At 70.7% G+C, this 25,874-nt stretch carries 25 protein-coding genes; 8 read left to right on the top strand and 17 right to left on the bottom strand.

Features of this window, described 5'->3' with window-relative positions; all coding sequences use genetic code 11:
• Positions 1-334 precede the first annotated feature (334 nt).
• The 12 genes from ACZ6S4_RS42705 to ACZ6S4_RS42650 all read right to left on the bottom strand — a co-directional run bounded on the left by ACZ6S4_RS42705 (position 335) and on the right by ACZ6S4_RS42650 (position 15,460).
• Positions 335-1,519 (bottom strand): Gfo/Idh/MocA family protein, encoded by a 1,185-nt coding sequence (locus ACZ6S4_RS42705; RefSeq protein ID WP_465480353.1) that lies wholly within the window; start codon positions 1,517-1,519, stop codon positions 335-337.
• A gap of 34 nt (positions 1,520-1,553) precedes the next feature.
• Entirely contained in the window at positions 1,554-2,597 is a 1,044-nt protein-coding gene (locus ACZ6S4_RS42700; RefSeq protein WP_465480352.1) for a substrate-binding domain-containing protein, read from the bottom strand.
• Between the two features lie 60 nt (positions 2,598-2,657).
• Positions 2,658-3,740 carry an ABC transporter permease gene (locus ACZ6S4_RS42695; protein ID WP_465480351.1) on the bottom strand — a complete coding sequence of 361 codons (1,083 nt, stop codon included), beginning with the start codon at positions 3,738-3,740 and terminating at the stop codon, positions 2,658-2,660.
• Positions 3,737-5,512: a sugar ABC transporter ATP-binding protein gene (locus tag ACZ6S4_RS42690; RefSeq protein WP_465480350.1), complete on the bottom strand. Its 1,776-nt coding sequence runs from the start codon at positions 5,510-5,512 to the stop codon at positions 3,737-3,739. The genes ACZ6S4_RS42695 and ACZ6S4_RS42690 overlap by 4 nt, the downstream gene beginning before the upstream one ends.
• Positions 5,509-6,687 (bottom strand): ROK family transcriptional regulator, encoded by a 1,179-nt coding sequence (locus ACZ6S4_RS42685; protein WP_465480349.1) that lies wholly within the window; start codon positions 6,685-6,687, stop codon positions 5,509-5,511. Before ACZ6S4_RS42685 ends, ACZ6S4_RS42690 begins: the two co-directional genes overlap by 4 nt.
• Positions 6,688-8,095: 1,408 nt before the next feature.
• Positions 8,096-9,166, bottom strand: a complete 1,071-nt coding sequence (locus ACZ6S4_RS42680) for a YihY/virulence factor BrkB family protein (protein ID WP_465480348.1) — start codon at positions 9,164-9,166, stop codon at positions 8,096-8,098.
• A 149-nt stretch (positions 9,167-9,315) separates the two neighbouring features.
• Complete coding sequence (locus tag ACZ6S4_RS42675) at positions 9,316-10,125, bottom strand: ABC transporter permease (RefSeq protein WP_465480347.1); 810 nt, start codon at positions 10,123-10,125, stop codon at positions 9,316-9,318.
• A gap of 9 nt (positions 10,126-10,134) precedes the next feature.
• Positions 10,135-10,887, bottom strand: a complete 753-nt coding sequence (locus tag ACZ6S4_RS42670) for an ABC transporter permease (protein ID WP_465480346.1) — start codon at positions 10,885-10,887, stop codon at positions 10,135-10,137.
• 1 nt (position 10,888) lies between these two features.
• Positions 10,889-11,809 carry an ABC transporter ATP-binding protein gene (locus ACZ6S4_RS42665; RefSeq protein ID WP_465480345.1) on the bottom strand — a complete coding sequence of 307 codons (921 nt, stop codon included), beginning with the start codon at positions 11,807-11,809 and terminating at the stop codon, positions 10,889-10,891.
• A 33-nt stretch (positions 11,810-11,842) separates the two neighbouring features.
• Positions 11,843-12,376, bottom strand: a complete 534-nt coding sequence (locus ACZ6S4_RS42660) for a hypothetical protein (protein WP_465480344.1) — start codon at positions 12,374-12,376, stop codon at positions 11,843-11,845.
• Positions 12,373-14,220 carry a DNA primase gene (dnaG, locus tag ACZ6S4_RS42655; RefSeq protein WP_360822047.1) on the bottom strand — a complete coding sequence of 616 codons (1,848 nt, stop codon included), beginning with the start codon at positions 14,218-14,220 and terminating at the stop codon, positions 12,373-12,375. The genes ACZ6S4_RS42660 and dnaG overlap by 4 nt, the downstream gene beginning before the upstream one ends.
• Before the next feature lie 19 nt (positions 14,221-14,239).
• Positions 14,240-15,460: a deoxyguanosinetriphosphate triphosphohydrolase gene (locus ACZ6S4_RS42650; protein ID WP_465480343.1), complete on the bottom strand. Its 1,221-nt coding sequence runs from the start codon at positions 15,458-15,460 to the stop codon at positions 14,240-14,242.
• 44 nt (positions 15,461-15,504) lie between these two features.
• Between ACZ6S4_RS42650 and ACZ6S4_RS42645 the strand changes: the two genes are divergently transcribed.
• A complete protein-coding gene (locus ACZ6S4_RS42645) occupies positions 15,505-17,094 on the top strand; it encodes a methyl-accepting chemotaxis protein (protein ID WP_465480342.1) in 1,590 nt (529 codons plus the stop codon).
• Here ACZ6S4_RS42645 and ACZ6S4_RS42640 read toward each other — a convergent pair.
• The gene (locus tag ACZ6S4_RS42640) at positions 17,084-17,446 is read right to left on the bottom strand and encodes a VOC family protein (protein ID WP_465480341.1); all 363 of its coding nucleotides are present in this window, start codon (positions 17,444-17,446) and stop codon (positions 17,084-17,086) included. The two genes, ACZ6S4_RS42645 and ACZ6S4_RS42640, sit on opposite strands and share 11 nt — an antisense overlap.
• 163 nt (positions 17,447-17,609) lie before the next feature.
• Between ACZ6S4_RS42640 and ACZ6S4_RS42635 the strand changes: the two genes are divergently transcribed.
• From ACZ6S4_RS42635 to ACZ6S4_RS42615, 5 genes are all read left to right on the top strand, one after another.
• Positions 17,610-18,113, top strand: coding sequence for a DUF4388 domain-containing protein (locus ACZ6S4_RS42635; protein WP_465480340.1), 504 nt, complete (start codon positions 17,610-17,612; stop codon positions 18,111-18,113).
• 202 nt (positions 18,114-18,315) lie between these two features.
• Positions 18,316-18,696: a roadblock/LC7 domain-containing protein gene (locus ACZ6S4_RS42630; RefSeq protein WP_465480339.1), complete on the top strand. Its 381-nt coding sequence runs from the start codon at positions 18,316-18,318 to the stop codon at positions 18,694-18,696.
• Between the two features lie 33 nt (positions 18,697-18,729).
• Positions 18,730-19,749, top strand: coding sequence for a DUF4388 domain-containing protein (locus ACZ6S4_RS42625; RefSeq protein ID WP_465480338.1), 1,020 nt, complete (start codon positions 18,730-18,732; stop codon positions 19,747-19,749).
• A 51-nt stretch (positions 19,750-19,800) separates the two neighbouring features.
• Positions 19,801-20,286, top strand: coding sequence for a roadblock/LC7 domain-containing protein (locus tag ACZ6S4_RS42620; protein WP_465480337.1), 486 nt, complete (start codon positions 19,801-19,803; stop codon positions 20,284-20,286).
• Between the two features lie 29 nt (positions 20,287-20,315).
• A complete protein-coding gene (locus ACZ6S4_RS42615; protein WP_360548746.1) occupies positions 20,316-20,687 on the top strand; it encodes a hypothetical protein in 372 nt (123 codons plus the stop codon).
• 72 nt (positions 20,688-20,759) lie between these two features.
• Here the strand turns inward: ACZ6S4_RS42615 and ACZ6S4_RS42610 are convergent, their stop codons facing one another.
• Together ACZ6S4_RS42610 and ACZ6S4_RS42605 are read right to left on the bottom strand one after the other, a co-directional pair.
• Positions 20,760-21,245: a G5 domain-containing protein gene (locus tag ACZ6S4_RS42610; RefSeq protein ID WP_465480336.1), complete on the bottom strand. Its 486-nt coding sequence runs from the start codon at positions 21,243-21,245 to the stop codon at positions 20,760-20,762.
• Positions 21,246-21,313: 68 nt separating this feature from the next.
• A complete protein-coding gene (locus ACZ6S4_RS42605) occupies positions 21,314-22,306 on the bottom strand; it encodes a helix-turn-helix transcriptional regulator (RefSeq protein WP_465480335.1) in 993 nt (330 codons plus the stop codon).
• Positions 22,307-22,367: 61 nt separating this feature from the next.
• Here ACZ6S4_RS42605 and ACZ6S4_RS42600 point away from each other — a divergent pair, with 61 nt between their 5' ends.
• The gene (locus ACZ6S4_RS42600; RefSeq protein ID WP_465480334.1) at positions 22,368-22,778 is read left to right on the top strand and encodes a VOC family protein; all 411 of its coding nucleotides are present in this window, start codon (positions 22,368-22,370) and stop codon (positions 22,776-22,778) included.
• Between the two features lie 3 nt (positions 22,779-22,781).
• On the opposite strand, the gene dusB is transcribed toward ACZ6S4_RS42600, so the two are convergent.
• The gene (gene dusB, locus ACZ6S4_RS42595; RefSeq protein ID WP_465480333.1) at positions 22,782-23,936 is read right to left on the bottom strand and encodes a tRNA dihydrouridine synthase DusB; all 1,155 of its coding nucleotides are present in this window, start codon (positions 23,934-23,936) and stop codon (positions 22,782-22,784) included.
• Between the two features lie 29 nt (positions 23,937-23,965).
• On the opposite strand from dusB, the gene ACZ6S4_RS42590 reads away from it, so the two are divergent.
• Positions 23,966-24,448: an XdhC family protein gene (locus tag ACZ6S4_RS42590; protein ID WP_465480332.1), complete on the top strand. Its 483-nt coding sequence runs from the start codon at positions 23,966-23,968 to the stop codon at positions 24,446-24,448.
• A gap of 34 nt (positions 24,449-24,482) precedes the next feature.
• Here the strand turns inward: ACZ6S4_RS42590 and ACZ6S4_RS42585 are convergent, their stop codons facing one another.
• Entirely contained in the window at positions 24,483-25,862 is a 1,380-nt protein-coding gene (locus ACZ6S4_RS42585; RefSeq protein WP_465480331.1) for a glycine--tRNA ligase, read from the bottom strand.
• Between the last annotated feature and the right edge of the window lie 12 nt (positions 25,863-25,874).

Raw genomic sequence — 25,874 nt, 5'->3', positions numbered from 1 at the left:
CCCCTCCCCCCCCCCCCCCCCCCCCCCCCCCCCCCCCCCCCCCCCCCCCCCCCCCCCCCCCCCCCCCCCCCCCCCCCCCCCCCCCCCCCCCGCCCACCATGACCTGCTTGTGGACCCTTCCGACGGCAAGTCGACACACCATCGAAGAGAGCGTTATCTGTGCATCAATTGCACACTTGGACACGCACGGAACGATCACACGTGCGGATGTCCCACAGCTGTCCGGCACCGGCCGGGAACCCGGACGGTCGATGCCGGACAGCCGCTCCGTCGCCCGCCCGACGACCCGGGGCGCAACCGGTTCGTCCCTCGCGGCGTACGGCGGAGGTCTGGTTCACACACCGGCCAGCACGGCCTCCACGTCCACCCAGGACGACGCGGCGGCCGAGCGCTCCACCGCGTCGAGGACGAGCTGCACCTGCAACGCGTCGGCGAACGAGGGCGTCGGGTCCTGTCCGGTGGCGATCGCCTCGATCAGGTCCCGCATCTCGTGGGTGAAGGTGTGCTCGTAACCGATCGGGTGACCCGCCGGCCACCACGCCGCCATGTACGGATGGTCCGGCTCGGTCACCAGGATCCGGCTGAAGCCCTGCTCCGCGCTGGGCAGCGCGGCGTCGTAGAACTCGAGCTCGTTCATCCGCTCGAAGTCGAACACCAGCGAACCCAGCGAGCCGTTCAGCTCCACCCGCAGCCCGTTCTTGCGGCCGGTGGCGAAGCGGGTCGCCTCGTACGTGGCCACCGCTCCTCCGTCCAGCCGGGCCAGGAACAGCGCCGCGTCGTCCACGGTCACCTGACCGCGGCCCGAACTGCCGTTGCCCTCCGCCGACAGCCCGGCCGCCGCGGTGGGCAGCGGCCGCTCCTTGACGAAGGTCTCGGTCAGCGCGCTCACCCCGGTGATCGACTGACCGGTGACGTACTGGGTCAGGTCGACGATGTGGGCACCGATGTCGCCCAGCGCGCCCGAGCCCGCCACGTCCCGGCGCAACCGCCACACCAGCGGGAACTCCGGGTCGACGATCCAGTCCTGGAGGTAGACCGCCCGCACGTGACGGATGGTGCCGATCCGGCCGTCGGCCACCAGCCGCCGCATCAGCGCCACCGCCGGGACCCGGCGATAGTTGAACGCGCACATCGCCCGTACCCCCCGGGTCTGGGCCTCGGCCGCGGCCGCGGCCATCTCCCGGGCCTCGGCCACCGAATTGGCCAGGGGTTTCTCGCACAGCACGTGCTTGCCCGCGGCCAGCGCGGCCAGCGCGATCTCGTGGTGGGTGTCGCCCGGCGTGCAGATGTCGACCAGGTCGATGTCGTCACGCTCGACGACCGCACGCCAGTCCGTGGCGTGCCCCTCCCAGCCGAGCTTGGCCGCCGCGGCCGCGACCTTGTCCTCGTCGCGGCCGCAGACGACCGACATCCGTGCCGACAGCGGCAGGTCGAAGGCCCGGTTGACGGTGCGCCATGCCTGAGAATGCGCGGCGCCCATGAACGCGTACCCGACCATGCCGACCCGCAGCTGCCCCATGTGATCTCCTTCTACGCCGAAGTGGACGGACCGCTCAGAAGCCGAGCTTGGCGTACTGGGCGGCGTTCTCCTTGGTGATCGTCTCGGAGGCGAGGGTGATCTCCTTGGGGACCTGGAGCTCCACCAGATCCGACATGCCCTTGTTCTGGCCGATCAACCGGGCCAGCGAGATCGCCGACGAGGCCATCGACGGGCTGTAGGTCACCGTCGCCTTGAGCGGGCTGTTGTCGGCCGTGATCGCGTCGATGGCCGCCTTCGAGCCGGCGCCGCCGACCATGAAGAAGTCCTTGCGGCTGGCCTGGTTGATCGCCGCGAGCACGCCGATGCCCTGGTCGTCGTCGTGGTTCCAGATGGCGTCGATCTTGGGCAGGGCCTGCAGCAGGTCGGTCGCGGCCCGCTGGCCACCGTCGGCGGTGAAGTCCGCCGGCCGCCGGTTGGCGACCTTGAAGCCGAAGGACGCCAGCGCCTCGACGAAGCCCCTCGACCGCTCCTGGGTCAGTTCCAGCGAGTCGATGCCGGGGATCTCGCCGATGATCGGGTTGGTGACCCCCTTGGCCTTGAGCTGCTGGCCGATGTAGGTGCCGGCCGCGATGCCCATGCCGAAGTTGTCGCCCTTGATCTGCAGCCGGTACGCGGCCCGGTCCGGGAAGGCCCGGTCCAGGTTGACCACCGGGATGCCGGCCTTCATGGCCTCCAACCCGGAGGCGTTCAGCTCCTTGCCGTCGTGCGGCAGCATCACCAGCACGTTCGGCTTCTGTGCGATCAGGGTGGACAGCGCGGCCCGCTGGGTGGCGGCGTCCGCACCGGCCTCGACGGCGCGCAGCTCCACGTCCTTGTACGCCTGGGCCTGCGCCTTGGCGTTGTTGGTGATGGCCGCGATCCAGCCGTGGTCGGCGGCCGGCGCGGAGAAGCCGATGACCACCTTGGTGCCCGGGGCGGCGTTCGGGTTCGAATCCTGATTGCCGGTGTTGACCTGGGTGTTCTCTTGCGGCGTGTTGCTGGTGCAAGCGGTGAGCAGGGCGCCGGCACCGACCGCGGCGCCACCGAAGAGGATGCGGCGGCGGGACAAGTTCGACATGTTTTCTCCAGGGGTGACCGGGCGGCCGTCACCGGTCGCCGTGGGGGGTTGTGGGGTAGGTCAGCTCTTGGTACGACCCAGGAGTTGAGTGAGTGACTTGTAACGGAACTGCTGGACCAGCACGGCCGCGACGATGATCGCGCCCTTGACCATGTTCTGGGCCTCGGTGGAGAGATTGTTGATCGCAAAGAGGTTGGTGATGGTGGAGAACACCAGCACGCCGAACAGCGCGCCGATGATGGTGCCGCGGCCGCCGCTGAGCAGCGTGCCACCGATGATCGCCGCGGCGATCGCGTCCAGTTCGTACAGGTTCGCCATGGCGGCCTGGGCACTGGTCGCCTGGGACGTCAGCATGATCGCGGCGATGCCGCAGCAGAGGCCGGACAACGCGTACAGCAGCACGGTGTGGAACTTGACGTTGATGCCCGCCAGCCGGGCCGCCTCCGGGTTGCCGCCGACAGCCACCGTGCGGCGACCGAAGGTGGTGCGGTTCAGCAGCACCCAGCCCGCGGCCACGACCAGCGCCAGGATGTAGACCAGCAGCGGGATGCCGAGGAACCGGGTGCTGGCGATGTCGTTGATCGTGGTGTTCGCCGACACCTGGGTCTGCTTGCCGGAGATCTGCGCCGCCACACCGCGGGCCGCGACCATCATGGCCAGGGTGGCGATGAAGGGCACCAACCGGCCGTACGAGATCAGCACGCCGTTGATCAGCCCGACCACGATGCCGACCACCAGGGCGGTGAAAATCATGCCCAGAGTGCCGTAGCTCTGCGTCGCCAGCGTGGTGGACCAGACGCCGGCCACCGCGATGATCGCGCCGACCGACAGGTCGATGCCACCGCCGATGATCACGAACGTCATGCCGACGGTGACCACGCCGATCGCGGACGCCTGCTGCAGGATCGTGAAGGTGTTGTTCTTCACCCAGGTGGCGTCGCCGTACAGCTCGGGCCGGGTGATCGCGCCGATGATCACCAGGATCACCAGCACCCCGATGAGGCCGAGGTTGCGGCGCAGCGGCTCGGCGCCGTCGCCCTTGAACCAGTTGCCCCGCGACCGGGTCTGGTCGGTCGCTGGCGGTGGCGGCTCAACCGGCGGACTCTGCGCCGGCAGGCTTGCCTTGGTCGTCTGATCGGTCATGCCGGCTCCCCTTCCATCAGAGATCCCGCCATGACGAGATCAAGAACAGTGGCTTCGTCGATCTCGCTCGCGGGCGCCTCGTGGATCAGGTGCCCCTCGCGCATGACCAGCACCCGGTCAGCCAGACCGAGCACCTCGGGGACCTCGCTGGAGACCAGCAGCACACCCACCCCACGGGCGGCGAGGTCCGCAATGACCTGGTAGAGCTCGGCCCGCGCGCCGACGTCCACGCCACGGGTCGGCTCATCGAGCAGCAACAGCTTGGTCCCGCCAAGCAGCCACCGTCCGACGACGACCTTCTGCTGGTTACCGCCGGAAAGCGTGCGTACCGGCCGGCTCACGTCCCGCGGACGCAACTCCAGCGCATCGGCGGTCTCCGCCGAGGCGGAACGTTCCTTGCCGACATCGGTGAAACCACCACGCGCGTAACCGCTGAAGGTGGCCAGCGTCATGTTCCGGTAGATCGGCTCGTCCAGCAGCAGAGCCTGGCTCTTGCGCTCCTCCGGGGCCATGCCCATGCCGGCCCGGACCGCAGCCCCGATGGACGTGATCCGCTTACCGTTGAGCGTGACGGTGCCGCTGTCCGCCCGCCGGGCCCCGAAAATCGTCTCGAGCAGCTCCGAACGCCCCGACCCGACCAGCCCGGCGATCCCGACGATCTCCCCCGCCTTGACGGTCAGCGACGCGTCGGCGAACTCACCGGCCCGGGTCAGCCCCTCCACCTGCAGCAGCGGCGTGGTGCCGGTCTTGACCTCGCGCGGCGGGAAGACGTACTCGATGGTCCGCCCGGTCATCCGGCTGACCAGCTCCCGCGTGGGCGTGCTGCGCGCGGGCAGATTGGCGGCGGTGGTACGGCCGTCCTTGAGCACGGTGACCCGGTCGCCGATGTCGCGGATCTCCTCCAGCCGGTGCGAGATGTAGATGACGGCGATGCCCTGCGCGGTCAGCTCGCGGATGATCCGGAAGAGGTTCTCGACCTCGTCATGAGCAAGCACGGCGCTGGGCTCGTCCATGACGATCAGCCGGGCGTCGTGCGAGAGCGCACGGGCCATGCTGACGATCTGCTTGCCGGCCGCGGGCAGAGACCGCACCAGGCGGCGTGGCGAGATGTGCTCATGCCCGAGCCGGGCCAGGATCTGCCTCGTACGGTGCGCGGTGGAACCCCGCCGCAGGAAACCGGCGCGGCTCTCCTCGTGACCCAGGAAGGCGTTCTCGGCGACGGAAAGATCGTCGACGAGGTCGAGCTCCTGGTAGATCGTGGCGATGCCGGCGCGCATGGCGGCCTGAGGACTGGCCGGGGCGAACGGCTCACCCAGCCAGGTGATGCCGCCCTCGTCGGCGTGGTGCACGCCGGCGAGCACCTTGATGAGCGTGGACTTGCCGGCGCCGTTCTGGCCGAGCAGGCAGTGGACCTCGCCGGCCCGGACCTCGAGCTGGACGCCGTCGAGGGCGCGGACGCCGGGGAAGGTCTTGACCACGCCGTCCAGGCGCAGGACGACCTCGCCGATGCCGTCGCGTTCGCGCTGCTCGGTGCCGGCAGCCGAGCTTCCCGTGGCGGCCGTGCTTCCGGCGGGCGTGCTTCCGCTCGCCGCACTTCCGGTTGCCGCGCTTCCGGTTGCCGCGCTTCCGGTTGCCGCGCTTCCGGCGGGCGTGCTTCCGGTTGCCGCGCTTCTGGCGGCGTTGCTTTCGGCGGCCGGGCTTCCGGCGGCCGTGCTTTCCGTCGCCGGGATTGCGGTGGGCCGGTCGTCGCGGGCCGGTTCGGGGGCGGTCATGACGCCTGCTCGAAGGCCGTGTCGCTGGCCAGGACGGCCGCGCCGCTCACGCCCGCGCGGGCGCCGAGCTCGCTGAGCACCACCGGTAGGTTGCCGGTGGCCAGCGGTAGCGAGCGCCGGTAGACCACGCTGCGGATCTCGGCGAGCAGGATGTGACCGAGCTGGGCGAGCCCGCCCCCGATGACGATCATCGACGGGTTCGCGAAGCTCACCAGCGTGGCCAGCGTCGCACCGACCCGGCGACCACCGTCGCGGATCAGCCGGATACAGGTGACGTCGCCCTCCGCGGCGCCGTCGGCCACATCCCGGGCGCCGATCTCACCGTTGGCGGCGAACCGCTCGGCCAGCGCCGGGGACTCACCGCTGCGGGCCGCCGCGCCGGCATCGCGGGCCAGGGCGGCGCCGCTGAACAACGCTTCGAGGCAACCGGCGTTGCCGCAGGAACACATCGGCCCGTGCGCGTCGACCTGGATGTGGCCGATGTCGCCCGCGCAGCCGTCGACACCCCGGTAGACACCGCCGCCGAGGTGGATGCCGCAGCCTATGCCCGTACCGATCTTGACGAAGAGGAAGTCGTCCACAGAGTGGGCGACCCCGCCGTGCCGCTCCCCGATGGCCATGATGTTGACGTCGTTGTCCACGACGGCCGGGCACCCGTGCTCGCGGGCGAGCAGCTCACGCACCGGGTAGCGGTCCCAGCCGGGCATGATCGGCGGCGACACCGGCACCCCGTCCCGGAAACTCACCGGGCCCGGCACCCCGATGCCGACGGCATCGAGCCGGTCAAAAGCACCGTCGGTGCGGGCCTTGGCGAGCAGCTCATTGACCCGGTGCAGGATGACCTTCGGCCCGGACCGGATGTCAGCGCTTTCGCGGTACGCCGCGACGGGCTCGAGCCGCCCGTTGGTGACCTCGACATCGATGGAGCTGGCGCCCAGATCAACAGCGGCGAACCGAAGTCGCGGCTGCAACTCGACAAGAGTGGAACGCCGGCCACCCCGCGAAGCGGCCATCCCGGCCTCCGCGATGTAGCCCGCGGCGACGAGCCGCTCAACCTCGGCGAGCAGTCGGGGACGGGTCAGATCGAGCCGATCACCGAGCTCGGCCCGAGAGATCGGACCCTCGTCCCGCAACAAGCGCAGCAAGCGCAAATGGGGGGCGTCGACGACATGCACGGGCACCTCCGGCCGTTCACACCGCCGAAACGGGACGGTGTCACGACCGTCACACTAGGGCCCTTCCGGTGGGCTCGTCCATACCTTCTCGATGATCACCACAAACTTTTGTCGCCTGATTCAAAAGTAACTGCATCCGCCGCCCTGGACAGTAAGCCATCCGGAGCGTGCCCGTCGACGCACAGAATGCTGCCCCGGTGCCGCCTGATGGGACGATCTTGCGCGGCGGTCAGGGACGAGGAGGAAGCGACCCGGGCGTGGGGTCGCCGGCCGGGCAGGGCCTGAGGGAGAGCGCAGGGGCGGGCCTGAGGGAGCGCAGGGGCTGTCGGGCTTCGGTCGACGGGCATGCACACGCGCCGGACGCAAGGCCCGCGGGCCGCCAAGCCCGCGACAAGCACGAACCACGCAGGACGCGGGGCGCAGCGAGCGGGGCGCGAAGCGCAAGAGCGAAGCGCAAGAGCGAAGCGCAAGAGCCAACCGCAAGAGCGAAGCGCAAGAGCCAACCGCAAGAGCCAACCGCAAGAGCCAACCGCAAGAGCCAACCGCAAGAGCCAACCGCAAGAGCCAACCGCAAGAGCCAACCGCAAGAGCGAAGCGCAAGAGCGAAGCGCAAGAGCCAACCGCAAGAGCCAACAGCAAGAGCCAACAGCAAGAGCCAACCGCAAGAGCCAACCGCAAGAGCCAACAGCAAGAGCCAACAGCAAGAGCCAACAGCAAGAGCCAACAGCAAGAGCCAACAGCATGCCGGACTCCGGCCCACGCAATCCGGAACGCCAGATCGCAGGAAGGCACGGGATGCCAGGCACGGGGCGCGAAGAAGCAGGACCTTCGACGCGCAGCACCCTAGGCAGGCGCCCAGGAGACGGGACACGCCGAGCACGTGGCATGCAACCAGGCGGCGCACGGGACGCCAAACGTGCAGGCGCGGCGCGCAGGACGCGCGGGATTCCGGGCGCACGGCACGCGTCGAGACGCCGGCCGCGCGAACGCCGAGCGCAAGGCGAGCACCGCGCGAACGCCGAGCGCGGGGCGAGCACCGCGCGAGACGAGTGCGCGGGCGGAGCGGGTGGGCATGCGCGCAACCGCGCCGAGCACATGCGGGCTCCCCCAGTGCAAAGGGGTCCGCTCACCAGCCCCCTTACGTGTCGCGACGTAGATCTTGGGAAGATCTGGCCCCTATGGGGGCCACAAATTACCAAGGTCTCGGGGCCCCGACCGCCCACCGGCGCAAGGCCATCGCCGATGGCGGGAACCGCTCGGCGGGTGAGGTGAGGTTGGTTCAGCAGGACTTGACAGGGGTCCGGGGGCCGACCAGCTCCGACATCCAGTAGTAGACAGCGCCCGGACAGGCCGACGGCCGCGTACCCCGGTTGGGGTCGCGGCCGTCGGTTCGGCGCCGGAAGGGCGGTCAGTTGGTGCTCAGACCTTTTTCGCTGCCCTTCTTGAGCTTGCGGTCGTCGCGCAGCTGGAGGAAGGGTTCGTCGTCGGCCGGGTGGCCCGCGGCGATCGCTCGGCCTCGTTCGAGTTCGGCGTCGAGTTCGGCGCCCAGCATGATGGCGATGTTCGAGATCCACAGCCAGACCAGGAAGGCGATGACGCCGCCCAGGGTGCCGTACGTCTTGTTGTAGTTGGCGAAGTTTGCCAGGTACAGGGCGAAGGCTCCGGAGGCGATCAGCCAGATCACCACGGCGAAGATGCCGCCGGGGCTGACCCAGCGGAAGCCGCCGGTCTTCGCGTTCGGGGAGGCCCAGTAGAGGATCGCGAACATCAGGCTGACCAGGATGATCAGGACCGGCCACTTGGCGATGTTCCAGGTGGTCACGGCGGCCGAACCCAGACCGATGGTGTCGCCGACCGCCTGGGCCAGGTCGCCGGTGAAGACCACGATGACGGCCGACAGGATCAGCATCAGGCCGACGATCGCGGTGACGCCGAGGCGGATCGGGAGGGTCTTCCAGATCGGGCGGCCTTCAGGGACGTCGTATATCGCGTTCGAGGCGCGCATGAACGCACCGATGTAGCCGGACGCCGACCAGAACGCCGTGGCCAGACCGAGGATCGCGGCGAAGCCGGCCGTGCCCGGGTCGGAGACCTGGGTGAGCACCTGGTCGAGGAGGTCCTTGATCTGGGTCGGGGCGATCTCGCTGACGGTGTCCTGCACGGTCTGCTGGCCGTTGTCGCTGAGCATGCCCAGGATCGACACCAGCACGAGCACGCCGGGGAAGATGGACAGGACGCCGTAGTAGGTCAGCGCGGCGGCCCAGTCGGTGACGTTGTCCTCGGAGAACTGCTTGAGGGTGCGCTTGAGCGCCGCGAAGATGCCCTTGCCCTTCAGCTTCGCCGGGTTGTCGGGGCCCTCGTCGGGGCTCGGAGCGGACAGGTCGTTGTCCTTGTCCTCCCCCGTCTTGGTCGTCGCGACGTCGTGGCGGGCCCTGTCCTCGGCCTCGCTCTTCGCGTCGTTGTCTTTGTGAAGCTTCATGACGGGTCCCTCCGGGCGCTGCGGCAATGTCCGTTCGGTCGGCTTCCGCCCTCGTGCCCCGGAGACACACCGCGCACGAAAGACGACCTCAGCTGGGATGTTGCCCGGTGTTATGCCCGTCTAATCACCGGATCTCAGCCACCTTTCAGCTATCGGCAGAGCAGCCGGCCCATCCGGCGGCCCGCCACCGCGAGGCCGAGCGCGAACAGCGCCAGCAGATAGAGCACGTCCAGGGCCTGGAGCCAGCCGACCTCGCCGGTGGTGATCGCCCGGATCAGGTCGACCGAGCGGTACAGCGGGGTCACCTCGACGACCCAGCGCAGCACCGCCGGGTAGGCCTGCGCCGGGACGAACGTGCCGGAGAACAGGAACAGCGCGAACTGGACCGACGCCACCAGGTCGAAGTCCTGCCAGCTGCGCATGAACGTGGACAGCGCCATCCCCGTGCCGCCGAAGGCGAAGCCCACCAGCACGGCCGCCCCGAACGCGGCCACCGCCGGCCCCGGCGTGGTCAGGCCCATCGCGACCATGACCACCAGGAACGCCGCGGCGTAGATGTTGCCGCGGATCATCGCCCAGGCCAGCTCGCCCAGCGCGATCTCGATCGGCCGTAGCGGGGTGGCCAGCATCCCGTCGTACAGCTTCATGAATTTCATCTTGCCGAAGAAGTTGAAGGTCGTCTCCGACAGCGCCCCGCTCATCGCCGACGACGCCAGCATGGCCGGGGCGACGAACGCCGCATAGCCGATCACCCGGCCGTCGGGCAGCGTCAGGTCGCCGACCAGCGCGCCCACGCCGACGCCGATCGAGAACAGGTAGAGGATCGGCTCGATGAAGCCCGAGGCCATCACCAGCCAGTACGACGGTTGCAGCGTCGTCACGTTGCGCTCGACCACGGACGCCGAACGCCGGCCGGCGCCCTCGAACGAGATCAGCCGCGGCAGGACCAGAGTCAGCATGTCAGCCCCTCACACCACGAGCCGGCGGCGGAACGCCCGGTAGGCCAGCAGCCAGCCGGCGCCCGCCCACAGAGCCAGATAGAGCACGTGCCCGATCGGTGACCAGGCCGGCGCGACGCCCAGCGTGGCGGCCCGGCTCAGGTCGACGCCGTGCCACAGCGGCAACGCGTACGCGATCCAGCGCAGCAACCCCGGCAGCGACTCGACCGGGAAGAACACGCCGGAGAACAGCGACATCGGGATCACTCCGAGCCGGAACAGCACCGCCAGGTAACTGTCGATGCGGACCGTCGCCGCATACGCGAAAGCGGGGGTGGCCACGGCCAGGCCGACCAGCGCGGCGATCGGCAGCGTCAGCAGCGCCCACCACGAATGCATCGTGCCGAATGCCGTGGCGATGACCAGGAACGCCGCGCAGCTGATCAGCGTGCGGAAGACGACGAAGGCGAGATGCCCGTCGAGGATGTCGGCGACGCGCAGCGGGGCGGCCGCCTGACCGAAGTAGATCCGCTGCCACTCGAAGCCGCCCAGCACCGGCCAGGTCGAGTCGCCGATCGCCACCTGCATGGCCGTGGAGGCGATCAGGCCCGGCACCATCCAGTCCAGGTAGGGCACTCCCTCGACTCCGCCGGTGACGTACGCACCGACACCGACCCCGAAGCCCAGCATGGTGAGCAGCGGCAGCACAAAGGAGGACAGCACGCTCGACCGCCAGATGCGGCGATAGCTGACGAGGTGATACTCCAGGACGTAGCGGGTCATCTCAATCCACCAGCGTCCGGCCGGTGAGATGCAGGAACACGTCCTCCAGGCTGCTGCGGCGCACCAGCACGCTGGCCGGGCTCAGCGCCCGGCGCTGCACCTCCGCCACCGCGTCGTCGCCGTCGGTCACGTAGAGCAGGATGCGGTCGGGCAGGACTTCCAGCCGCCGGCCCACCCCGGCCAGCTTGTCCGCGAAGACCTCCTGGGACTCGGCGTTGAACCGCAGCTCGACGACCTCGCGGGTCGAATACTGCTCGATCAGGTCGCGCGGGGAACCCTCGGCCACGATCTTGCCGCCGTCCATCACCACCAGGCGGTCGCAGAGCTGCTCGGCCTCGTCCATGTAGTGAGTGGTGAGCACCAGCGTCACGCCCTGCTGCTTGAGCCGGAACAGCCGCTCCCACACCAGGTGGCGGGCCTGCGGGTCGAGGCCGGTGGTGGGCTCGTCGAGCAGCACGATCTCGGGCTCGTTGACCAGCGCCCGGGCGATCGTCAGCCGGCGTTTCATGCCGCCGGACAGCGGCTCCACCTTGCTGTCGGCCCGCTCGGTGAGCTGGACGAAGTCGAGCAGCTCGTCGGCCCGGGCGCGTGCGACCTTGCGCGGGATGCCGAAGAAGCGGGCGTACGTGGTCAGGTTTTCCCGGACGGTCAGCTCGAGGTCGAGGTTGTCGAGCTGCGGGCAGACGCCGAGGCGGGCGCGGATCGCCGGACCGTCGCGCAGCGGGTCCATGTCGAGGATGCGCAGCACGCCGTCGGTCGGCGGGGAGACACAGCCGATCATGCGCATGGTGGAGCTCTTGCCCGCGCCGTTGGGACCGAGGAAGCCGAACGCCTCCCCCCGGCGCACGTCGACGTCGATGCCGTCGACCGCGGTGAACCCCTCGAACCTCTTGACCAGCCCCCGGGCGTGAATGAGCGTCACCCGGCCGACCCTAGTGAAGGGGTCCGACAAAAATCAGAGCGACGGGGTGGTCGCGTCCTGCGCGGAACCGACGAGCTGGTCGGTGACCTCGATGATCGGCTCGGCGTCCACGGCCGTCCGGGCGTCGTAGCGGACCGCCCAGCTCAGCCCGTCCACCCCGCTCACCCGGCGGCCGACCACCCGGACCCCGCCGTTGGGCGGCAGCGGGTGGTGCGACGTGTACGCCACCGAGCGGGTCACCCGGGTGCGCACCTGATCCGGCAGCTCACCGGGCTCCAGCAGCAGGAAACCCCGCACCGGCGCGTCGACCTGCACCGTGTAGCCGTCGCGCTCCTGGGCCACCTCGGCCGGCGTGATCAGCAGCTCGCGCCCCGACCACGCCACCTTGTGGATCTCATGCCAGCCGAGCCGCTCACCACCGGGCAGCCACAGGCCGCGGTTGGTCGCGACCAGCACCTGCTCACCACCCGGGTCACCGACGAAGGCCCACGCCAGGACGCGTTCCTCCGCCTCGAGGGCCGGCCGCAACGCGGCGGGGAGCTTCGGACGCCGACGAAAGAGACTCACAATCCACCTGCCGCCTGGTCGCGCAAGGCGCGAGCGTGCTGTTCGAGCGAGAAGAGCTCCCCGGCGAGAGCCAGATACTCGTCCTTGTGCGCGACCGGGTTGATCCGCTGCACCTTGGACTTCAGTTCCTTGATCCGGGTGGTGACCGCGCCGACCTGCAACCGGGCCAGCGTCACCTGCACGTACCGCAGATCGGCCTCGCCGTCGACGTGCAGCGGGACCACCGCCAGCTCGCCGACCAGGGCCTTGCCGCCCAGGTCGTCGCACAGGTCGCGGACCGCCTCGATCCAGCCGGCGCCGCCGGTGGCCGAGGCGGTGCCGCCGGCCGCCGCGATCGCCTTGCGGATGCCCTGGAAGACCGGGTCGCCGTAACACTCCGGGCCGAGCGCGTCGAACATCGGGCCGGAGAGCACCGGATACTGCAGGGCCAGCTTCAGGGCCTCGCGTTCCACCAGGCGCTGCGGGCTGTCGGCCGGCTTGCGCGGGGTGGGCGCACCGGACTGCTCCGGCGACGAGGCGGCGGCCACGGCCCGCTGCACCGGCTCCAGATCCATCCCGAGGTCACCGGCGAGCTTGCGGGCGTACTCCGGGCGCTTCTCCCGGTCCTTGATCTTGGCCACCAGCGGCGCGGCCCGGCGCATCGCCTCGACCCGGCCCTCGACCGTGTCGAGGTCGAAACGGGACAGCGTCTGCCGCAGCGCGAAGTCGACCAGCGGCTCCCGGCTCGCGATCATGTCGCGGACCGCCAGATCACCGCGGGCCAGCCGCAGCTCGCAGGGGTCCATGTTGTCCGGGCTGACCGCGATGAAGGTGCGCCCGACGAAACGCTGGTCCTCCTCGAACGCCCGCAGCGCCGCCTTCTGCCCGGCCGCGTCCCCGTCGAAGGTGTAGATGATCTCCCCGGTGAAGCTGTCGCTGTCCATCAGCAGCCGCCGCAGCACGCCGATGTGGTCGATGCCGAAGGCGGTGCCGCAGGTGGCCACGGCCGTCGGCTCACCGGCCTCGTGGCAGGCCATCACGTCGGTGTAGCCCTCGACGATGACCGCGCGGCCCTGCTTGGCCATCTCCCGCTTGGCGTGGTCGATGCCGTAGAGCACGTGCGACTTCTTGTAGAGCGGCGACTCCGGGGTGTTCAGATATTTCGGGCCGTCGTCGTCGTCGAACAGCTTGCGCGCACCGAAGCCGATCACGTCGCCGGTCAGATCCCGGATCGGCCAGAGCAGGCGGCGGCGGAACCGGTCGATGAGCGAGCCGGAACGGGCCGGCTTGGCCAGCCCGCCGACGGTCAGCTCCTCGGCGGTGAACCCCTTCTGCCGCAGGTGCTTGGCGAGCAGGTCCCAGCCGTCGGGGGCGAAGCCGCAGCCGTACTTCTCGGCGGCGTCGCGGCCGAAGCCACGCTGGGCCAGGAACTCGCGGGCCTTGCGGGCGCCGGGGGTGCTGAGCTGCTCGGCATAGAACTCGGCGGCGGCCGCGTGCGCGGCGATCAGGCGCTGCTTCTGCCCGGGCTGCTGGCGCGGTCCCTCGTTCTTGAACCCGGACTCGTCGTAGCGCAGCTGGATGCCGGCCCGGCCGGCCAGCCGCTCGACGGACTCGAGGAAGGTCAGGTGCTCGGCGTCCATCAGGAACTTGATGGCGTCGCCGCCCGCGCCACAGCCATGACAAAAATAAACATTTCGGGCGGGTGACACCGTGAACGACGGGGTCTTCTCGTCGTGGAAGGGGCACAGCCCCTTGAGGTTGCCGCCGCCCGCCGAGCGCAGCGTCACTGTCTCGTTGATGATGTCCGCTATCGAGGTCCGGTCGCGGACCAACGCGATGTCCTCGTCCTTGACCCTGCCCGCCACGGCTACATACTGCCTCGCGTCACCGGCCCGCTGCCATCAGGGTCCGGTGCCAGGCGACGGCGGCCGGATCGGTCAGCGACGCGACCTGGTCGACGACCACGCGCAGCCGGGCCGCGTCCGTCTCCGCGGCCTTCCACAGCTCGGCGAACATCGGGTCGAGGTGGTCCGGCGCCCGCTCACCCAGTACGGCGACCAGCTCGACCAGGATCTCGCGCTGGCGTTCGTACCAGTCCTCGGCCGCGCGGGCGCGCATCACGTAGCGCAACGCCATGCCCTTCAGCAGGGCGCACTGGTTACGCACCGTGCGCGGCACGACGAGGTCGACGTCGTAGCGGCGGACCGGGCGGGAGCCGTGCCGGCTGTTCGTCGCGCCGACCGCCGAGGAGACGAAGCGGCCGGTCAGCACGCTGGTCATCCGTTTGAGGGCGACCTGGGAGCGGTAGCCGCCGTCGTAACCGGCGACAGCGGTCACCACCTCGTCGGCGAGCAGCAGCCGCAGGGCCTCACCCAGAGCTTCGGGGGTCTCGTCCGAATAGGTGGCGGCCACGTCGGCGCACAACTCGGCGCGTTCGTCCGCGTCGTGCAGCAGCGGCGCGAGCGACAGGTACCGGCCGTGCACGCCGTCCTCGACGTCGTGCACGGAGTAGGCCACGTCGTCCGCCCAGTCCATGACCTGGGCCTCCAGGCACTGTCGCTCGCCGTCCGGCGCGGAGCGGCGGATCCAGTCGAAGACCGGGCGGTCGTCGTCGTACACCCCGAACTTGCGCCGGCCGGGCCGGCGCGGCCAGGGGTACTTGCAGCTGGCGTCGAGGGAGGCGCGGGTCAGGTTGAGGCCGGCGCCGTCGACTTTGGCCTCCAGCCGGGTGAGCACGCGCAGGGTCTGCGCGTTGCCCTCGAAGCCGCCGCAGGCCTCGGCGGCCTCGTTGAGCGCGGCCTCGCCGTTGTGCCCGAAGGGCGGGTGGCCGATGTCATGGGCCAGCCCGGCCACGTCCACCACGTCCGGGTCGCAGCCGAGCCGGGCGCCCATCTCGCGGGAGATCTGGGCGACCTCCAGCGAGTGGGTGAGCCGGGTACGCAGGAAGTCGTCGGAGCCGGCGGTGTGCACCTGGGTCTTGGCGGCGAGCCGGCGGAACCCGGCCGAGTGCAGGACGCGGGCCCGGTCGCGTTCGTACTGGGTACGCCCGTAGCCGCTGTCCTTGGCGGGCTCGCGCACCCAGCGGTGGGCATCGCCGTCCGTCATGTCCCCACCCTAAGGCGTCCCTCGTGTCGGCCGATGCGATTGGTGTGGAGTCCGATTCGCACACCCGGTCCCGGTTCACCATCGTCGCGCGCCTGGTCCTGATGGCCGGCATAGGCGTCGCCGCGGTGGTGCTGGTCGGCGTCACCGCGGGGCTGGGGTCGGCGAACCAGGCTGAGGCCACCGACAAGATCGCGGCGATCAGTGACGGCATGAGCAGCCAGTGGAACGCCGACATGATGCACGACGGCCTGCGCGCCGACGTGATGTCGGCGCTCTACGCCACCACCCCGGCCCAGCGTGAGGCCTATGCCGTGGCGGAGGTGAGCGAGCATGCGACGACGCTGGTCACCAAGTACGACGCCGCCTCGGCGCTGGCGCCCGACCGGCTGACCGCCGAGTACGCGCGGGTCCGCCCGGCTGTGGTGGCGTACGGGGAGTCGGCGAAGAGCCTGGTCGCGCTGGCCGAGACGGACCATGCCGCGGCCGCCGCCCGGCTGCCGGAGTTCCTGGAGAGCTTCGGGGAGCTGGAGGACGGGCTCGGCACCATCGACGACGAGATGCTGCAGGCGGTGCAGGATGCAGCGAAGGCGGGCGACGACTCGGGCCGTACCAGTGGCTGGCTCATCCTGGCCGCCGGCCTGGCCGGCGCGTTGCTCACCGCGGCGGCCGCGATGTTCACCATCCGGGCCGTGCGCCGTCCGCTGCGGCAGATGGTCACCGCGCTGCGGGCCGCTGCCGGCCGGGACCTGACCGTCGAGGTGGAGGTCGTGCACCGCGACGAGCTGGGCGAGATGGCCGAGGCGCTGAACCGGGCACTGCGCGCGATCCGGTCCACCGTGGCCGCCACGGCGGCCAGCGCCGGCGCGCTCACCTCGGCCAGCGGGGACCTGCGCGACCTGGCCGGTCAACTCGACGCTTCGGCCGAGCAGACCTCCGGGCAGGCCCGCAACGCGGACAGCGCCGCCCAACAGGTGTCACACTCCGTCACCGACATGATGGCGGCGACCGAGGAGCTGTCCGCCTCCATCCGCGAGATCGCCCGGCAGACCAGCGACGCCGCCACCACCACGGCCGCCGCCAGTGAGAACGCCGCCACCACGACCGCGCTGGTGTCCACGCTCAGTGACGCCAGTCGGGAGATCGGCGACATCGTCCAGCTGATCACCGCCATCGCCGAGCAGACCAACCTGCTGGCGCTGAACGCCACGATCGAGGCCGCCCGGGCCGGCGACGCCGGCAAGGGCTTCGCCGTGGTCGCCTCGGAGGTCAAGGACCTGGCCCAGGAGACCGCGCGGGCGACCAGCGACATCACCGCCAAGATCGGTGCGATCCAGGACATGACCACGCGTACGGCCGGAGCCATCGACACCATCGCCGGGGTCATCACCCGGATCGACGACGGTCAGCGGACCATCGCCGCGGCCGTCGAGGAGCAGTCCACGACCACCGAGCTGATGGCCCGCAACGTCAGTGAGGTCTCCACCGCGGCCACCGAGATCAGCGGCACGGTCACGAACATCACCGCGTCCACCGGGGCGACCGCCGGCGCGGCCAACACGACCCGGCACTCGGCCGAGCGGGTCAGCGCCGCCGCCGGCGAGATCCAGGGACTGATCGGTCAGTTCACGTACTAGCCGGCTTGCGCGAGGAGAGCACGCAGAACTCGTTGCCCTCCGGGTCGGCCAGCACCACCCAGCTCACCTCGTGCTGGCCGATGTCGACCGGCCGGGCGCCCATGTCGACCAGGCGCTCGACCTCGGCCTCCTGGTCGTCCGGCCGCAGGTCCAGGTGCAGCCGGTTCTTGCCCTTCTTGGCCTCCGGCACCGGCGTGAACAGCAGGCCGGGCATGGTCTCCGGGGTGCGCCGGATCTCCACCTCGTCCGGCTCCTCGTGCACGATCTGGTAACCGAGAGCTTCCGCCCACCAGCGGGCCAGCCGGGCGGGATCCTCCGCGTCGACAACGACCTGCTCCCACTGACTGGGCATCGGCACTCCTTCACGTGACGCCATCGAAAGTGGCGATGATGTTACGCGCACACGACTGCGCGGCCACGATCGGAACAACGCACCGCCCGTGCGACCCCCTGCCGGACGGCGGCCGAGACTCCACTGAAAGGTCGATGCCTGGTCGGCCGGAGGAGAGCCCACCGTGAACGCACTGCGCCGCCTGCTGACCAACCTGGCCGAGTCCGGGCGTACCGGGGCCCTGCACGTCGGCGGTGCCCCCGGCGGGGTGATCTACCTGGTCGCCGGGCGGATCACCCATGCCGAGTCGGCGGCCTGCCCGGGCATCGGCGAGCGGCTGATCACCTCCGGGCGGCTGGCCGCGACGGCGTGGCAGTCCGCGTACGCGGCGGGCCGCGGCACCGGGACCGTCGGCCGGGCGCTCGTGCGCGACGGTCACCTCGGCCATCACGAGCTGGCCTGCCGGGTGGTCGCGGCGATCACCGCCGCCACCCACGCGCTGTTGCAGGGCAGTGACGAGGCGCCGATGCGGTTCGTGCCGGGCGAGCGGCACTGGTTCGGCGCGGTGGCCCCGATCGAGCTCGGCTCACTCGGTACGCAGGCCGCCAAGCGGCTCTACACCCGGCCCGCGCCGCACCGGCTGCGGCCCGCCCGGCGGACCCGCCCCCGCGTGACAACAACGAGATGAACGCCGATGGCGATGACGCACACCGGGTGCGACCGCCCCTATCGGGGTGGCCGCAGGATGGCCCATTGTGACGGCGCGGACGACAAGATCCGGGCCGGCCACACCCAGCATCACCCCGGCCGGCCGCGGCAACGAAGCCCGGCAGTCCCGCCAGCGGCCGGGCACGGCGAACGGCGGGAACATCACTCGGCTGAGGAGAGATGTGCCCGGGGTTGAGAACTGCCTGCAGGAGGCCATGGCGATACCGGGCGCGATCGGCGCCAGCATCGTCGACTACACCACCGGCTTCCCGGTCGCGACGACCGGAGCCGCACCCAACTCCGACCACGACGCAGCGGCGGCGGGCACGGCGGACGTCGTGCAGGCCGCCCAGAGCAGATCGCTGTTCGTCTCGGCGGTACCGCACGACCTGCTCGAGGACCTGATCATCACGACCGCGGGGGGCTACCACCTGCTGCGGCTCATCCAGACCGATTTCGACAGCCGGCTGGTGCTCTACGTGTGGCTGGACCGGATCCGCGGCAACCTCGCCGTGGCCCGGCGGCGCATGCAGACCCTCGCCGACGAGCTCGTGGCGACCTGATGTCGCATACCGACCCGGTGAGAAGGAGTGACGGTGAAGCCCTCGAAGACCGCTGCGCCCGGGCGTCTGCTCACGCAGGCAGCGGGCGAGCGGCAGACCGGCGCACTCGTCGTCGGCGGCCATCCCGGCGGCACGGTCTACCTCATCGAGGGTCAGGTCAGCTACGCCGAGTCGGCGGCCGCGCCGGGCGTCGGCGAGCTGCTGACCGCCTCCGGCCGGCTGGCCGCGCGTACCTGGCAGGCCGCGCTGGACGCCGGCACCTCCCGCGCGCAGGTCGGGCGGCTGCTGCTCGACCAGGGCCACCTCACCCAGGGCGAGCTGGAACTGTGCGTGCTGGGCGCGACCTACGACGCGGCCTACTTCGCGCTGTCCCCCGCCTCGGCGCCGGTCGACTTTCTGGACGGTGCCACCCACTGGCTGGGCCAGATCGTGCGGGTCGATCCGGCGGCGGTCACCCGCGAGGCCCGCCGGCGCGCGCGTCTGCTGGACGAGATCTACCCGCACCCGCAGCTCGACACGGCGGCGGTCATCCCGGTGCCGCGCCCGCCGGTCGAACGGGTCACGCTCACCGCGGCGCAGTGGGAGCTGCTGGTGCACGCCGACGGCCAGCGCACCCCGGCGGACCTGGCCCAGCTGCTCGGCCGGGCCGGCTACGCGACGATCCAGGAGCTGCGCCGGCTGGCGGCACTCGGCCTGATCGAGCGGCCCGAGATCCGCGAGCGGGAGACAGGCCAACCCGATTTCGTACGGCTACCGCGCGCCCGTGGGACCGCTGTGGACGTACGCCGGCCCGCTCTGTCGCCCGCGGACAGTCCGACCGTACCCATCGTCACCGGGCCGCGACCGGCGCCGGCCTCGGGCGATCCGCCCGGCCCGGCCGTGGAGACCGGCCCGGCCACGACGCCCGGACCGGACCGGCCGCCGCGGCTGGCCCGCCGCAAACCCGGGGCGAAGCTGCCCAAAGACGTCGCCGCGGACACCAGCCAGCTGCATACCGGCACCGACGAGGTGCTGCTGAAACGGATCCGCACCGCGCTGCGAGCCCTGCGATGACCCGGGCCCCTCCCCCACCGGTGCGGCCCGACCAGGAAGGAGAGACCCAGGATGACGGTGGATCCGGCGGTACTGACGGAGCTCGGCAATCTGCGCTCCCGGGTGCCTGAGCTCTCCGGCAGTGTCCTCGCCACCGCCGACGGCATGGTGGTCGCGCACGACGCGCACGGCATCGAACCGGACAGCCTCGCCGCCCTGGCCGCCGCCCACCTGGCCCTCGCCCGGCGCTTCGCGCACGCCGTCAACCACGGTGAGCTGCGCGAGTCGGTGGTGGAGTGCGACGGCGGCTACATCACCTCGTACACGGCGGGCCCGAACGCCCTGCTGACCCTCGTCACGTCCGGGAACGCCAACCTGGCCATGGTGCACCTCGAGGCGCGCCGGGCCGTACGGCGGCTGGTGAACATCCTCGTCCTGGAGGCGCCGGCGCCGCACCGCCCCGAGATCCCGACGCAGATGGGGCCGTCCACACCGCTGGCCCGGCGTACGCCGATGGCCACCCTGCAGAGCACCTTCCGCGGCCGGCAAGCCGGCTGACCCACCCTTGACGAAAGAGGAATCAACTCATGGCTGACATGGAAACCGCACTGAAAGAGATCATGGACATCGACGGCGCTGTCGGTGTCGCGCTGGTCGACCACACCAGCGGCATGGCCCTGGGCACTGTCGGCGGCGGCAAGGAACTCGACCTGACGGTCGCGGCGGCCGGCAACACCGACGTGGTCCGGGCCAAGCTGCGGGCGATGGAGATGCTCAACATCACCGAGAAGATCGAGGACATCCTCATCACGCTGGACAGCCAGTACCACCTGATCCGGCCGCTGACCAGCCGCTCGGGCAAAGGCCTGTTCCTGTACGTGGCCCTGCGCCGGGACCGCTCCAACCTGGCGATGGCCCGCCACCAGCTCAAGCGCATCGAGAACGACCTCGACGTCTGAGCCGGTCACGGTATCGGATCGGTATCGGGGAGGGCGCTGAGCGTCCTCCCCGTTCGCCGTGCCGGGCCGCTGTCAGCCGTTGGCGTTGTCGTCCGGGCCGGTGTTGGTGCCGACCGCGACCACCTCGGGCACCGGCTCGCGGGTCACCTCGGACTTGAGCAACTTGCGCTTGGTCTCGCGGCCGTCGACCAGGGTCACCTCGTACGTCTTGGTCCGTACCCCGTCGATGCCGGCGGTGCGCGGCTCGCGGGTGCCCTTGGGCAGCCAGTTGTCCTTGACCGTGCGCGACGTGAACTTGATCGGCTCGGTCTCGGTGACCTTGCGCTTGCGGACCCCGGGCGACTTCCCGGCCACCGGGGCCGGTGCCGACGCCGACGCGACCGCCGTGGCGGAGGCGGCCGGCTGGCGCTCCGGGGTGGCCGCGGGCGGGGCCGAGTCGCCGCCGACGGCACCGATCACCGCCAGTACGCCGGCCACGGGCACCACCACGGCCGCGACGACGACGCCCGCCTTCTGCGCGGTGCCGAGCCGGGTCCAGGTCGATGTCTCAATTTTCACTCGCACAGTCTGGGCGTCCGGTTCCCGCCCGGAATCAGCCATTCGGGCGTTCCGGGCGGCCCAGGGGGCTACTGCCCGGCCCGGCGGTACCGGTCGGCGATGGTCCGGCAGGCGGCCTTGAGCTCGTCCGGCTCGACGACGGTCAGGTCGGCGTCGAAGGTGGCGAGCAGGCCGGCGATCCCGGCCCAGGACCAGGCGCCGAGCGTGAGACGGGTACGGGCCGGCGCGACGTACTCGATGACCGACCCGCCGGGCGCCCAGCGGGCCACAACCTCCGCGGGCAGCTCGATGAGCACGACGCCGAGGCACTGCCAGCGGGCCGGGGTGTCACCGCGGTCGTAGCTGCGCATGACGTAGCGGGCCACGCTGCGCTCGGGCAGCTCCCGGCGCTGGAACGAGATCCCGGTCGCGGCCTGCGGGTGGATCCGGTCGACGCGCAGGACGGTCCACCGGTGGTCAGCCGGCTCGTAGGCGACGAGATACCAGCGGCCGGCCCAGGTGACCAGGTGGTGCGGCTCGACCCGCCGGGCGGGCGCGAAGCCCGGCTCGCCCGGGTGAAGGCGGTGGCCGTCGGCGGTGAGGTACTCGAAGTACAGCAGGTGGCCGGCCCGGACCGCGTAACCGACAGCCTTGAGCGTGTCCGAGGCGATCGGCGGGGCGGCGAAGTCCCAGGCGTTACGGATGGCCGTCAGGTGCATCGCCTCGGCCTCGGCGCGCAGGTGCGCCGGCATGACGTTCTTGATGCCGGTCAGGGCGCGGGCCACGGCGTCGTCGATGCCGGACACGCTGGCCGGTGCCGTCTGCAGGGCGACCGCGACGGCGATCGCCTGCTCGTCGTCGAGCAGGAGCGGTGGCAGCTTGCTGCCCGCGCCGAGCCGGTAGCCGCCGTCGGGGCCCTTGACTGCGGGCACGGGGTAGCCCAGGTCGCGCAGGCTCTCCACGTCCCGGCGCAGCGTCCGGGTGCTGACCCCGAGGCGGCCGGCCAGCTCAGGCCCGGACCAGGTCGCACGCGCGCCGAGCAGGGACAGCAGAGTGAGCAGACGCGCTGACGTGGTGGCCACGGACCGATCCTCCCGCTGGTAGCGGCCATTCCGTGTCCGCTACCGCTGTCACGATGCGGTCATGAACCGATCCGGATCCCGCATCGACCACCTCAACCTCGCCGTGCCGGACCTGGCCACGGCCGTGGCTTTCTACGAGCCCGTGCTGGCCAGCATCGGCATCACCAAGATGCTGGAGATCCCGCCGGACGCCACCCCGAACCAGCCGACCGCCATGACTGGCTTCGGGCTGGCCGACGTCAAGCCGTACTTCTGGCTCATCGACGGGGGCACGGTCGGGACGAACATGCATGTGGCCTTCACCGTCGACACCCGGGAGGACGTGACCACCTTCTACCGGGCGGCGCTCGCCGCCGGCGCGGCATCGCTGCTGGCGCCCGGGGTGCGGCCCGAGTACCACGCCGACTACTACGGCGGTTTTGTGCTCGATCCGCACGGCATCAACCTCGAGGCGGTCTGCCACCACGGGTGAGCGTCAGCCGCCGCTGTTCTCCATCTCGGCGCCTTCCGGGACGGTGTCGTCGTCGCGGCTGTCCAGCCAGCCGTACGGCAGCGAGACCTTGCCCGGGGCGTTGATCCGGCCGCGGGGCTGGCCCAGCGACTCCCGGGGGAACGGCTCCTCGTGGTCCAGCTTGGCCAGCAGGTCGTCCAGCTCCGCCAGCGACTTGACCATCGCCAGCGAGCGGCGCAGGTCCCCGCCGACCGGGAAGCCCTTCAGATACCAGGCCACGTGCTTGCGGAAGTCCGCGCAGCCGTGCCGCTCGTCCTCCAGGGCCTCGACCAGCAGGTGCGCGTGCCGGGACATGATCGCTGCCACCTCGCCCAGCTTGGGCAGCTCCTGCGACACCTCGCCGTTGAACGCCGCCTGGAGGTCCTTGAACAGCCAGGGCCGGCCCAGGCAGCCGCGGCCCACGACCACGCCGTCGACACCGGTCTGCTCGACCATCCGGATCGCGTCCGAGGCCTCCCAGATGTCGCCGTTGCCCAGCACCGGCACGTCCAGGGCCTGCTTGAGGGTGGCGATCGCGTCCCAGTCGGCGGTGCCCGAGTAGCGCTGCTCCGCCGTACGGGCGTGCAGCGCGACCGCCGCCACGCCGGCCTCCTGCGCGATCAGCCCGGCCTCGACGTAGGTCAGATGGTCCTCGTCGATGCCCTTGCGCATCTTGATCGTCAGCGGGATGCCCGCCGGGGCCGCCGCGTCGACGGCCTGCTTGACCAGCCGGCCGAACAGCTTGCGCCGCCAAGGCAGGGCGCTGCCGCCGCCGCGGCGGGTGACCTTGGGCACCGGGCAGCCGAAGTTGAGGTCGATGTGGTCGGCCAGGCCCTCCTCGGCGACCATCCGCACGGCCGCGGCGGTCACGTCCGGGTCCACGCCGTAGAGCTGCAGGCTGCGGAAGTCCTCGTCCGGGCCGAAGGCGATCATCTTGAGCGTCTTGGGGATCCGCTCGACCAGGGCCCGGGTGGTGATCATCTCGCAGACGTAGACGCCGCCGCCCTGCTCACGGCAGAGCTTGCGGAACGCGACGTTGGTGATGCCGGCCATCGGCGCGAGCACGACCGGCGGCCACACCTGGTGCTTGCCCAGGGTCAGCGGAGCGGCGGAAAGAGCGAGAGTCACGCCGTCGAGCATGGCACACGAGTATCTGGCAGAGTCAAAACGTGGATGTGGAACAGAGTCCCCGGCGACTGGTTGCCGTCTTCTCCTCGCCGGTCGCCGAGGTGCTGCTGCGGTTCGGCATCGAGCTGGGGTTCCAGTCGATCCTCGTCGAGCCGGACCCGACCCGGCTGCTCGGCCCGCCGCGGCCGCACGGCGACACGTACGTGGCCGATCTGGCCGGGGCCGGCATCGACGAGCACACCGACGTGGTGCTGACCGACCACCACCGGCCGGAGATCGGCGCCGTGCTCAAGGAGGTGCTGGCCGGCAAGCCGCGCTGGGTGGGCATCATGGGCAATCCCAAGCACGAGGGCCCGCACGTCGCCGCGCTCGAGGAACTGGGGGTCGGCGACGATGACATCGCCCGGGTGCGCCGCCCGATCGGGTTGAACATCGGCAGCCGTACCCCGGCCGAGATCGCCGTGGCGACCCTGGCCGGCCTGATCGCCGACCGCAACGACCGACCGGGCGGCTTTGACTTCTGACCGCACCCCCGGCAGAGCCGGAGGCGAGGCCAAATCAACAGCCGGGGAGGCGTTCGATCAGGTAGCGCTCGATCTGGTCCAGCGCGACCCGCTCCTGCTTCATCGTGTCGCGGTCGCGGACCGTCACCGCGTCGTCGGTGAGGGTGTCGAAGTCGACCGTGACGCAGAACGGCGTACCGATCTCGTCCTGGCGCCGGTAGCGGCGGCCGATCGCCTGTGAGTCGTCGAACTCGACCATCCAGCGCTTGCGCAGCGAGTCGGCCAGGCCGCGGGCCTTGGGCGACAGCTCCGGGTTGCGGGACAGCGGCAGCACCGCGACCTTGATCGGCGCGAGCCGCGGGTCGAAGCGCATGACCGTGCGCTTGTCGACGCCGCCCTTGGTGTTCGGGGCCTCGTCCTCGTCGTACGCCTCGAGCAGGAAGGCCAGCACCGCGCGGGTCAGGCCGGCCGCGGGCTCGATCACGTACGGCACCCAGCGCTCCTGCTTCTCCTGGTCGAAGAAGCTCAGGTCCACCCCGGAGTGCTTGGAGTGGGTGGTCAGGTCGAAGTCCGTACGGTTGGCGATGCCCTCGAGCTCGGCGAAGTCGGTGCCGCCGAACTGGAAGCGGTACTCGATGTCGACCGTGCGCTTGGAGTAGTGCGAGAGCTTCTCCTTCGGGTGCTCGAAGAAGCGCAGGTTGCTCTCGGACAGGCCGAGATCGCGGTACCAGTTCCAGCGCTGCTGCAGCCAGTACTCGTGCCATTCCTCGTCCGAGCCCGGCGCGACGAAGAACTCCATCTCCATCTGCTCGAACTCGCGGGTCCGGAAGATGAAGTTGCCCGGGGTGATCTCGTTGCGGAACGACTTGCCGACCTGCGCGATGCCGAACGGCGGCTTCTTGCGGGCGGCGGTCGCCACGTTGTTGTAGTTGACGAAGATGCCCTGGGCGGTCTCCGGGCGCAGGTAGTGCACGCCCTCGGCGTTCTCGGTCGGGCCCAGGTACGTCTTCATCAGGCCGTTGAACATCTTCGGCTCGGTGAAGGTGCCTTTGTTGCCGCAGTTCGGGCAGTTCAGCTCCTGCAGCGACCCGGGCGGCGTGCCGTGCTTGTGCTCGTACGCCTCCTCGAGGTGGTCGGCGCGGAACCGCTTGTGGCACGACTGGCACTCGGTCAGCGGGTCGACGAACGCTTCCAGGTGGCCGGAGGCGGCCCACACGTCGCGGGCCAGGATGACGGCGGAGTCCAGGCCGACGATGTCGTCGCGCTGCTGGACCATCGTCTTCCACCACTGCTGGCGGACGTTCTCCTTCAGCGCGACACCGAGCGGACCGTAGTCCCACGCCGAGCGGGTGCCGCCGTAGATCTCGCTGGAACCGAAGACGAATCCCCGGCGCTTGGCCAGGCTGACGACGGCGTCGATACGATCGGCGGGCATGTTCCTCCTACG

The sequence above is a fragment of the Actinoplanes sp. NPDC051405 genome (assembly GCF_055586185.1).
This window is presented reverse-complemented; position numbering and strand designations above follow the sequence as displayed.